We start from the raw sequence: 9,781 nt of genomic DNA on the forward strand, positions 1-9,781 counted from the left end.
CGATCTTCAGTTCGCCTTCCATGGTCTCGACCAGCGCCGACAGGCTTTCGACCCAGTCGCCGTCGTTGCAGTAGAGCTGGCCGTTGAGCTCGCGGATCTCGGCCTTGTGGATATGGCCGCAGACCACGCCGTCGCAGCCGCGCCGGCGCGCCTCCTCGACCATCGCGGTCTCGAACGCGCTGATGTAGTTGACCGCGTTCTTGACCTGGTGCTTCAGGTACTGCGACAGCGACCAGTACGGAAAGCCCAGCCGCGCGCGCAGGCGGTTGAAATGGCGGTTCATCGCAAGGATCATCGTGTACAGCGAATCGCCCAGGTAGGGCCAGCCAGCGCGCGTGCTGGACCACGCCGTCGAACAGGTCGCCGTGCACCACCCACAGCCGGCGCCGGTGGCGGTGACGTGGATGGCTTCTTCGCGCACGGTGATGTCGCCGAAGGCCATGCCGTCGAACTGGCGCGCGCCTCGTCATGGTTGCCGGGCACGTAGATCACCTCGGCGCCCTTGCGCGCCTTGCGCAGCAGCTTCTGCACCACGTCGTTGTGGCTCTGCGGCCAGTACCAGCGCGGCGCAGCTGCCAGCCATCGATGATGTCGCCGACCAGGTAGAGCTGCTCGGACTCGTTGTGCTTGAGGAAGTCCAGCAGGTAGGTGGCCTGGCAGCCGGGCGTGCCCAGGTGGATGTCAGACAGCCAGATGGCGCGGTAGCGGTGGATCGGGTGCGGCTCGGGCGGGTAGGCGTCCTGCTGCTCGCGCGGCGGGGCCAGCGTTGCGGCATCCAGGCCCGGCGGCATGAAGGCGGTCAGCGCGGCGACGCTGTTGGGATCACTCCCCCAGCCGCTTTCTGGGCTGCGGCCCAGCCGTTGCGTCAGTTGCACAGCCCTCGACAGATATCCGCGGGCAGATCGGATTGCTTGCACCATGGCGGTCCCGGTTGCGGCGATGGCTGCATTCAGCCAGCGTGCGATGACGGTGCCGTGACGGAAACATGACTGCCATATGAAATGGAAAAGGACAACGCCAGCAAGGCCAACGGTTTTGGGTGCACCAAGGCCGCCCGAGCTTGCCTAAGCAAGGTGTTCTCCCTCTCCCCCTCAGGGCAGGTGGGAGAGGGGTGCCGGCTTGACACGCTCGCGCTAAAAAGGGAAGTAAGCCAGCGATCTCAGCGGGCCCAGTCAGCGCCCCCGCCAGCCAATTCGCCCAGCGCATCAAGCACCGCCCGCACCGCCTCCGGATGCCGCAGCAGCGACACATGCCCGATGCCCGATAGCGGGATATGCCCGGCGCCGTCGAGCCAGCCGGTGCAGGGCGGCCCGGCGATCGAATCGTGCCAGCTGAACACCGAGATCATGCGCGCGCGCAGGCGCGGGGTTTCCGCGGCCGCCAGCGCGCGCAGCCACGGGCTGCCGCAGCGCATCTGGCGCGCATTGTCGCCACCGCCGAAGCGCGCCAGCGCGCTGCCGTGGTGGGGGCTGCCCAGCGTCACCACGCCGGCGCAGGCGTCTTCGTCGCCGGCCAGTTGCAGCGCGGCGCGCGCGGCCAGGCCGCCCATGCTGTGGCATACCAGCAGTGGGGGCGCGGCCGGTCTCGGCGGTGAGGCGTCGGATGGCGGCCAGCAGCGCGTGCGCATAGTCGTCGATATCGCCGAACACCGGTTCCAGGTCGATCGCTGCGCAGCGGTAGCCGGCGGCGGCCAGCGCCGGCTGCATGTCGAGCCAGATGGCGTGTCCGCAGGCATAGCCGTGCACCAGCAGCACCGGCGGCGCGTTGCGGCCGGGCAGGGCGTCGGCCGGCGCGGCAAAGGGCGCGTGCGCGCGGAACGGCTGCAGCCAGTCGAACATGCGCAGCACGGCCACACATTCGGTCAGGTAGCAGCGCAGCGCGTCAGGCAGGCGCAAGGGCCGCCGGGTGGCGGCCAGCTCGGCGGGCGGGCAGGTGGGTGATTGCCGCGGCCGACCCACAGGCCGCGGTCGGTCATGGCGAAGGCGATTGCAATGCCGCTGGCAAGTCCGCCAAAGATGACGGCCACGCCGGCGATCACGGCGCCGGCCCATGGCCAGCCGCCCCCACTGCACCAGTGCGGTGGCGATGCCCAGCGCCGCGGCCGTCTGCAAAGCCACCGCGATACGGCGGATGCCGGCCGCCGACAGCCTCATGGCTTGGGTGGCGGGCGCAAGTCGGTGAGCCGCGTGCCGGCCAGGCGGTCGTGCAGGAACTGGCGGCGCGGATCGAGCCAGGCCAGCAGGATCCAGATCAGCAGGCCGGCGCACAGCACGCCGACGAACGGGCCTTTCACCAGCCCCAGCAGGTGGCCGACCGCGGCCGACGGCGGCAGCCACAGCCATGCCAGCACATAGCGCAGCGCCGCCTGCGGCCAGCGCGGCGGCACGCCGGCGGCGTTCTCCACGCGCATGCGCCAGGTCTGCATCGCCAGGGTCTGGCCGGTGCGCTGCCAGAACCAGGTGAAGTACAGCCCCATCACAAGGAAGCTCCACAGCTGGATGGTCAGCGGACCGTCCGCGCCGATGCGTTGCAGCAGCGGCCGCGCCAGCAGGTAGGCGGCGGTGGACGCGCTCAGCACGCCGAACAGCAACACGCCCTCGTACAGCATGCAGGCGAAGCGGCGGCGCAGGGGCGGCGCGGCAGGGGCAGGAGCTGCGGCGGGATTGGAGTCTTGGATGGCAGCGGGCATGGAAGGCGACGGAAGCAGGGCGGGCGCGAGACGCGCCGCGCCCGGGGCAAGACGGCCATTATGCCAAAGGGCCTGCCGCAAATGGCTTGCGGGTTACCCGGCGAGGTTAGCCAGTGTTATTGGCGCGAGGTGGTTTCCGACGCCGAGGCGGCTTCGGTGCTGCCCTCTGCAGTCGTCGTGGCGGGAGTAGCGGGCGCCACTGGTGCGGCGGGTGCCGCGGCTGGCGCGGCTGGCGCCGATGCCGCCGCGGCCACGGCCGGCGCGGAAGCCGCCTGGGCTTCGCTGGCCGGCTTGCCCGCGTTGCGGCTGCCCGCATGGGCGCTGGTCGACTTTGGCTCGTGGCGGATCTGCTTGCTGGTGTCGCTGGGCAGGCGCTTGCCGCTGGGCAGCGCGCTGACGGCGCCGGGCCGGCGCGGTACGCGGTCGGCGGCGGCCAGCTTTTTCTTCTGCTCTTCCGGGAGCTGCTGATACTTGTCCCAGGCTTCTGCCTTCTTCTCGGCCGGCAGCGAGCGGGTGATCTGGTAGTTCTCGCGTGCCAGGCGGCGCTGCTGCGGCGTCATCTTGACCCACTCGGCCATGCGCGCCTGCAGCCGGGCCTGTTCTGCCGGCGAGAACTTCGGGTATCGTTCGGCGATGCGCAGCCACTTGTGCCGGTTCAGTTCCGGCAGCGTGTCCCACAGCGGCTGCAGCGGCGCCAGGATGCGCTGGTTGACCGGGCTCAGCTCGGCCCAGGCGGGGCGGGCGCTGGCGGCGGCCTGCGATGCCGGCGTGGCGCCGGAGGCGCCCTGGGCGTGCGCCGCGGGCGGGAGTAGTCCCCAGCAGGCGGCGGTAGTGGCCGCAGCCAGCAGCAGCGCTGCCAGCCGGCGGCGCGGGGCGTCGGAGTGGGATGTTGCGGGTGCCATGCTATTGCCCGCGCTTGAGGAAGACGTGGAAGCCCTCGTCGGCGTAGGCCGTGGGCGGCAGGTCGTCGAGCAGCATGGCGGCATCGACATCGGCCAGCTCTTCGATGCGCTTCTGCTCCTGCCAGTGGTAGATGCCCATCAGGCCGGCGGCCAGCGCCACCAGCGTCCAGATCAGGCCAAGGCGGCGCAGCCAGGCACCGGCGCGGTGCAGCGGCGAGGCGTCGTCATCGTCGAACAGGGTGATCTGCGATCCCGGCATCGCCAGTTGCGGCACCGGCACGGTGACCGCGGCCTTCTTGCGCGCGAGCGCCATCCGGCGCGCGGCGGCGAGCCGTTGGGTAATGTCGGCCGGCAGGTCGTCCGCGGCGGCGTCTAGTGCAGCGTTCCATTCTGTTTGGAACTTAAGCGGCGGTTGGCGCGAATGACCTTCTGTAGGATGTCGCGAGCGCTCTTGGTCCAGATGAACGGCTTGGGGTTGGTGTTGTGGTGAGCGATGTATTCGTTGATGGCGTCGACCAGTTCCGGCACGCTGGTGAATACGCCGCGGCGAAGTCGCTCGGTTGTGATGTCGCGAAAGAACCGCTCGACCATGTTCAGCCATGATGCCGAGGTGGGTGTGAAGTGCATGTTGAATCGAGGATGCTTGGCCAGCCAGTCTTGCACCGCAGGATGCTTGTGGGTGGCGTAGTTGTCGGCGATCAGATGCAGCGTTTTGTCCTTGGGCGTCTCGCGGTCGATCTTGCGCAGGAACTTCAGCCACTCGGTATGGCGGTGGCGCTGCTGGCACTGGGCGATGACTTGGCCATCGAGCACGTTGAGCGCGGCAAACAGCGTGGTCGTGCCGTTGCGCTTGTAGTCATGCGTCATGGTGGCCGCACGCCCCTTCTTCAACGGCAAGCCGGGCTGCGTGCGATCCAGCGCCTGCACCTGGCTCTTCTCATCGCAGCACAGCACCAGCGCGTGCTCGGGCGGCGACATGTAGAGGCCAACGATGTCTTCAAGCTTCTCGACGAACTTCGGATCGCGCGAGACCTTGAAGCCGCGCACGATGTGCGGCTTCAACCCGTGGGCGTGCCAATGGCGCATGACGGTGCTGGCGCTCACGCCCAACTCGGCGGCCATCTTGCGCGTGCTCCAGTGCGTGGCTGCTTCGGGCTTGCTTTGCGTGGTCAGTTCCACCAGCCGCGCCGTGTCCACCTTCACCGGCGGCGCACCGCGCGGCAAGTCGCGTTCGATACCGGCCAGCCCCGATTGTGCATACCGCTCACGCCAACGCGACACCTGCACGCGTCCGATTCCCAACTGCTCGGCGATGTCCTTGTTCTGCATTCCGTTGGCGGCCAGCAGCACGATGCGCGCGCGCTGCGCCAGCCTCACGCTCGTGAGCTTTGACCGAACCAGCCTCGTCAACTTGGTTCGCTCCTCGTCGGTCAACATGATCTCGGGGGCAACTCGCACTCGCTCTCTCCACGTTGTGGTCGCAGTAGAGCATTGGAGACGCCGAATTCATATAGGTTCCATCAAGAACAGAACGCTACACTAGTGCCGCCCGAACCTCATGCACAAACCGGCGTTCGCGGATTTCTCTCTCGTTTATGCTCATAGTCGGACCCCCCGTGCACGCAGGGCTTGCGCCAGCGTATGCGTGGCACGGGAACAGTGCGTCTTGACGCTGCCTTCGGAGCACCCCATTACGGCGGCGGTCTCGGCGACGTCCATATCTTCCCAGTAACGCATCAGGAACGCCTCGCGTTGACGCGTGGGCAGGCGCTGGATCTCCTGCTCGATGATGTGCATGACCTGCGCGCGCTCGACCTTGTCGGCGCTGCTTTCGGCCGATTCCGAGCCGGCCTGCGCCTCCAGCGTTTCCAGCAGGTCAGTGTCGTCGCCGCCGTCGCGGTCATCGCGCAGGCTGGAGAACAACGATACCCAGGTGTTGCGCACCTTCTGGCGGCGGAACCAGTCGTGGATGGTGTTCTGCAGGATGCGCTGGAATAGCGGTGGCAGTTCGGCGGCGCCCTTGTCGCCGTATTTCTCGGCGAGCTTGATCATGGCGTCCTGGACGATGTCCAGTGCCGCCTCGTCGTCGCGGACCGCGAACACGGCCTGCTTGAAGGCGCGACGCTCGACGCTGGCAAGAAAATCGGACAGTTCCTGGTCGGTGGCCATTCAGGCGGAGTTGCGGCTGTGTTGCTTCGGGTCAATGGCCCGGTTTTGGTGAATGTGCTGCGTACGGCCCGTGGCAGACGCAAGTGCTGCGATGCTAGCAAAAAAACGCCCTCGTGTACCACTTTGTATTTCGGTAAAGACATTGAGGGGCGGGGAAAACGCTATCGCCTCGGGGAAACCCCTCACCCGTTGGGCGGTGACAAGCGTGAACCACGGTATAGACCGCGCTGGTGCATTGCAGTATCATCCCCGGTTCACACGACATCAGTGGTTGTCTCATCCGGCCGCTTATGAGGCGGTCTTCCATGCAGACGCGCACCGCTTGAACCCGAGCCACAAGCCCGGCAGAGAGCATCCAAACAATTTTTTGCCGAAAATTGCAAAGGACTGAAATGAACATGCCCAGCGCGGAATTCTCCCACGCAGACAGCAATTCATCTGCCGCACCCGAAATGATCGGGGCGGAAATTCTCGTTCACGCACTTGCCGAAGAAGGCGTCGAGTACGTCTGGGGTTATCCCGGCGGCGCAGTGCTGTACATCTACGACGAGCTCCACAAGCAAAAGAAGTTCGAGCACATCCTGGTGCGCCACGAGCAGGCCGCGGTCCATGCCGCAGACGGCTATGCGCGCGCAACGGGCAAGGTGGGCGTAGCGCTGGTGACCTCCGGTCCCGGCGTGACCAATGCCGTCACCGGCATTGCCACCGCGTACCTCGACTCGATCCCGATGGTGGTGATCACCGGCAACGTGCCGACCCACGCCATTGGCCAGGACGCCTTCCAGGAGTGCGACACGGTCGGCATCACCCGCCCGATCGTCAAGCACAACTTCCTGGTGAAGGACGTGCGCGATCTCGCCTCGACCATCAAGAAGGCGTTCTTCATTGCCTCGACCGGCCGTCCCGGCCCGGTGGTGGTGGATATCCCGAAGGACGTTTCCCGCAATTCCTGCAAGTACGAGTATCCCAAGTCGATCGACATGCGCTCGTACAACCCGGTGAACAAGGGACACTCGGGCCAGATCCGCAAGGCCGTGGCGCTGCTGCAGGGTGCCGAGCGTCCGTATATCTACACCGGCGGCGGCGTGGTACTGGCCAATGCCAGCGACGAGCTGCGCCAGCTGGCGGCGATGACCGGCCACCCGGTGACCAACACGCTGATGGGCCTGGGCGCGTTCCCCGGCACCCACAAGCAGTTCCTCGGCATGCTCGGCATGCACGGCACGTATGAAGCCAACATGGCCATGCAGAACTGCGACGTGCTGATCGCCATCGGTGCCCGCTTCGACGACCGCGTGATCGGCAACCCGTCGCACTTCACCTCGCAGGCGCGCAAGATCATCCATATCGATATCGACCCGTCGTCGATCTCGAAGCGCGTCAAGGTCGACATCCCCATCGTCGGCAACGTCAAGGACGTGCTGCAGGAACTGATCGCCCAGCTCAAGGCCAGCGACCTCAAGCCCAAGCGCGAGGCCCTCGCCAAGTGGTGGGAGCAGATCGAGCAGTGGCGTTCGGTGGACTGCCTGAAGTACGACCGCACCTCCGAAATCATCAAGCCGCAGTACGTGGTGGAAAAGATCTGGGAACTGACCCACGGCGATGCGTTCATCTGCTCCGACGTCGGCCAGCACCAGATGTGGGCCGCGCAGTTCTACAAGTTCGACGAGCCGCGCCGCTGGATCAACTCCGGCGGCCTGGGCACGATGGGCGTGGGCCTGCCGTACGCGATGGGCATCAAGAAGGCGTTCCCGGAGAAGGAAGTCGTCACCATCACCGGTGAAGGCTCGATCCAGATGTGCATCCAGGAACTGTCGACCTGCCTGCAGTACGACACCCCGGTGAAGATCTGCTCGCTGAACAATGGCTACCTGGGCATGGTGCGCCAGTGGCAGGAGATCGAGTACGACAACCGCTACTCGCACTCCTACATGGACGCGCTGCCCGATTTCGTGAAGCTGGCCGAGGCCTACGGGCACGTCGGCATGCGCGTCGAGAAGACGGCCGACGTCGAGCCGGCGCTGCGCGAGGCGTTCCGCCTGAAGGACCGTACCGTGTTCCTGGACTTCCAGACCGATCCCACCGAAAACGTCTGGCCGATGGTCCAGGCGGCAAGGGCATTTCTGAAATGCTGCTCGGCGCGGAGGACCTGTAATGCGACACATCATTTCGGTCCTGCTGGAAAACGAACCGGGCGCGCTGTCGCGCGTGGTGGGCCTGTTCTCGGCCCGCGGCTACAACATCGAGACGCTGACCGTGGCGCCCACCGAGGACTCCTCGCTGTCGCGCATGACCATCGTCACCACTGGCTCGGATGACGTGATCGAGCAGATCACCAAGCACCTGAACCGCCTGGTGGAAGTGGTCAAGGTGGTCGACCTGACCGAAGGCGCGCACATCGAGCGCGAGCTGATGCTCGTCAAGGTGCGCGCCGTCGGCAAGGAGCGCGAGGAAATGAAGCGCACCGCCGACATCTTCCGCGGCCGCATCATCGATGTTACCGAGAAGACCTACACCATCGAGCTGACAGGCAACGGGGTCAAGCTCGATGCGTTCCTGGACGCGATCGACCGCACCGCCATCCTTGAGACCGTCCGTACCGGCGGCTCGGGCATCGGCCGCGGCGAGCGCATCCTGAAGGTCTGATCGCCAGCCGCCCGCACAGCCAGTCGCACAGGTTCAAGCAGTATCCCCCGGGCGGCGCGATCCGGGCGCACACGACGCGCACGAGGATGCCGCCCACCTCATACAAAAGACAGAGATTGAAGGATTTATCATGAAAGTGTTTTACGACAAGGACGCCGACCTCTCCCTGATCAAGGGCAAGAACGTCACCATCATCGGCTATGGCTCGCAGGGCCATGCCACGCGCTGAACCTGAAGGATTCGGGCGTCAACGTGACGGTCGGCCTGCGCAAGAGCGGCGCGTCGTGGAACAAGGCCGCCAACGCCGGCCTGCAGGTCAAGGAAGTGGCCGAGGCCGTCAAGGGTGCCGACGTGGTCATGATCCTGCTGCCGGACGAGCAGATCGCCGACGTGTACAAGAACGAAGTGCACGACAACATCAAGGAAGGCGCCGCGCTGGCCTTCGCCCACGGCTTCAACGTGCACTACGGTGCCGTGATCCCGCGTGCCGACCTGGACGTGATCATGATCGCCCCGAAGGCTCCGGGCCACACCGTGCGCTCGACCTACTCGCAAGGCGGCGGCGTGCCGCACCTGATCGCCGTGCACCAGAACAAGTCCGGCGCCGCCCGTGACATCGCGCTGTCGTACGCCACCGCCAACGGCGGCGGCCGTGCAGGCATCATCGAGACCAACTTCCGCGAAGAAACCGAAACCGACCTGTTCGGCGAGCAGGCCGTGCTGTGCGGCGGTACCGTCGAGCTGATCAAGGCCGGCTTCGAGACGCTGGTGGAAGCCGGCTACGCGCCGGAAATGGCCTACTTCGAGTGCCTGCACGAACTGAAGCTGATCGTCGACCTGATCTACGAAGGCGGCATCGCCAACATGAACTACTCGATCTCCAACAACGCGGAATATGGTGAGTACGTCACCGGCCCGCGTGGTGACCGAAGAGACCAAGAAGGCGATGAAGCAGTGCCTGACCGACATCCAGACCGGCGAGTACGCCAAGAGCTTCCTGCTGGAGAACAAGGCCGGCGCCCCGACCCTGATCTCGCGCCGTCGCCTGACCGCCGAGCACCAGATCGAAGAAGTGGGTGCCAAGCTGCGTGCGATGATGCCGTGGATTGCCAAGAACAAGCTGGTCGACCAGTCGAAGAACTAAGCTGACCTGACTGCCTGATGGTCCGCGCCGCACGGCGGCGGGCCGAAGCCGTTCAGCGTTCCGTGCCATGCCCTTCTATCATCAGAAGGGAAGGGTGCGGGGCCTGGACGGCTTTTTGTTATGCTTGTCAGACTTCGGGCAAGGCGTGCATTATGCTGCTCCGCGACAATGGGCACCGACCCGGCGGTCGCTATCGCCGCCGCGCGCCGTCTTGCCATCGTCTTGTATCCA

Annotated in this window: 8 protein-coding genes and 3 pseudogenes; 4 read left to right on the plus strand and 7 right to left on the minus strand. The window is 65.9% G+C overall.

What is annotated here, in order from left to right:
- Together K307_RS48035 and K307_RS49795 are read right to left on the minus strand one after the other, a co-directional pair.
- Positions 1–791, minus strand: a pseudogene (locus tag K307_RS48035) (UDP-2,3-diacylglucosamine diphosphatase); the annotation flags it as partial.
- A 368-nt stretch (positions 792–1,159) separates the two neighbouring features.
- Positions 1,160–1,549, minus strand: a complete 390-nt coding sequence (locus K307_RS49795; protein WP_230626089.1) for a hypothetical protein — start codon at positions 1,547–1,549, stop codon at positions 1,160–1,162.
- Between K307_RS49795 and K307_RS49800 the strand changes: the two genes are divergently transcribed.
- Entirely contained in the window at positions 1,548–1,940 is a 393-nt protein-coding gene (locus tag K307_RS49800; protein WP_230626091.1) for a hypothetical protein, read from the plus strand. The genes K307_RS49795 and K307_RS49800 overlap by 2 nt on opposite strands.
- 209 nt (positions 1,941–2,149) lie before the next feature.
- Here the strand turns inward: K307_RS49800 and K307_RS24170 are convergent, their stop codons facing one another.
- The 5 genes from K307_RS24170 to K307_RS24190 form a co-directional block, all read right to left on the minus strand.
- A complete protein-coding gene (locus K307_RS24170) occupies positions 2,150–2,689 on the minus strand; it encodes an RDD family protein (protein WP_042883436.1) in 540 nt (179 codons plus the stop codon).
- A gap of 116 nt (positions 2,690–2,805) precedes the next feature.
- Positions 2,806–3,591 carry a DUF3106 domain-containing protein gene (locus tag K307_RS24175; protein WP_042883437.1) on the minus strand — a complete coding sequence of 262 codons (786 nt, stop codon included), beginning with the start codon at positions 3,589–3,591 and terminating at the stop codon, positions 2,806–2,808.
- Position 3,592: 1 nt separating this feature from the next.
- Entirely contained in the window at positions 3,593–3,946 is a 354-nt protein-coding gene (locus K307_RS24180) for a DUF3619 family protein (protein WP_230626094.1), read from the minus strand.
- A 17-nt stretch (positions 3,947–3,963) separates the two neighbouring features.
- The gene (locus K307_RS24185; RefSeq protein ID WP_042875676.1) at positions 3,964–5,049 is read right to left on the minus strand and encodes an IS630 family transposase; all 1,086 of its coding nucleotides are present in this window, start codon (positions 5,047–5,049) and stop codon (positions 3,964–3,966) included.
- A gap of 141 nt (positions 5,050–5,190) precedes the next feature.
- Complete coding sequence (locus K307_RS24190) at positions 5,191–5,760, minus strand: RNA polymerase sigma factor (protein ID WP_022534046.1); 570 nt, start codon at positions 5,758–5,760, stop codon at positions 5,191–5,193.
- Positions 5,761–6,152: 392 nt separating this feature from the next.
- On the opposite strand from K307_RS24190, the pseudogene K307_RS24195 reads away from it, so the two are divergent.
- The 3 genes and pseudogenes from K307_RS24195 to ilvC all read left to right on the plus strand — a co-directional run bounded on the left by K307_RS24195 (position 6,153) and on the right by ilvC (position 9,550).
- Positions 6,153–7,915, plus strand: a pseudogene (locus K307_RS24195) (acetolactate synthase 3 catalytic subunit).
- Positions 7,915–8,406: an acetolactate synthase small subunit gene (gene ilvN, locus K307_RS24200; protein ID WP_022534048.1), complete on the plus strand. Its 492-nt coding sequence runs from the start codon at positions 7,915–7,917 to the stop codon at positions 8,404–8,406. Before K307_RS24195 ends, ilvN begins: the two are co-directional and overlap by 1 nt.
- A gap of 252 nt (positions 8,407–8,658) precedes the next feature.
- Positions 8,659–9,550, plus strand: a pseudogene (ilvC, locus tag K307_RS24205) (ketol-acid reductoisomerase).
- Positions 9,551–9,781: the final 231 nt, after the last annotated feature.

Source organism: Cupriavidus necator A5-1 (assembly GCF_000744095.1).
Taxonomy (GTDB): domain Bacteria; phylum Pseudomonadota; class Gammaproteobacteria; order Burkholderiales; family Burkholderiaceae; genus Cupriavidus; species Cupriavidus necator_A.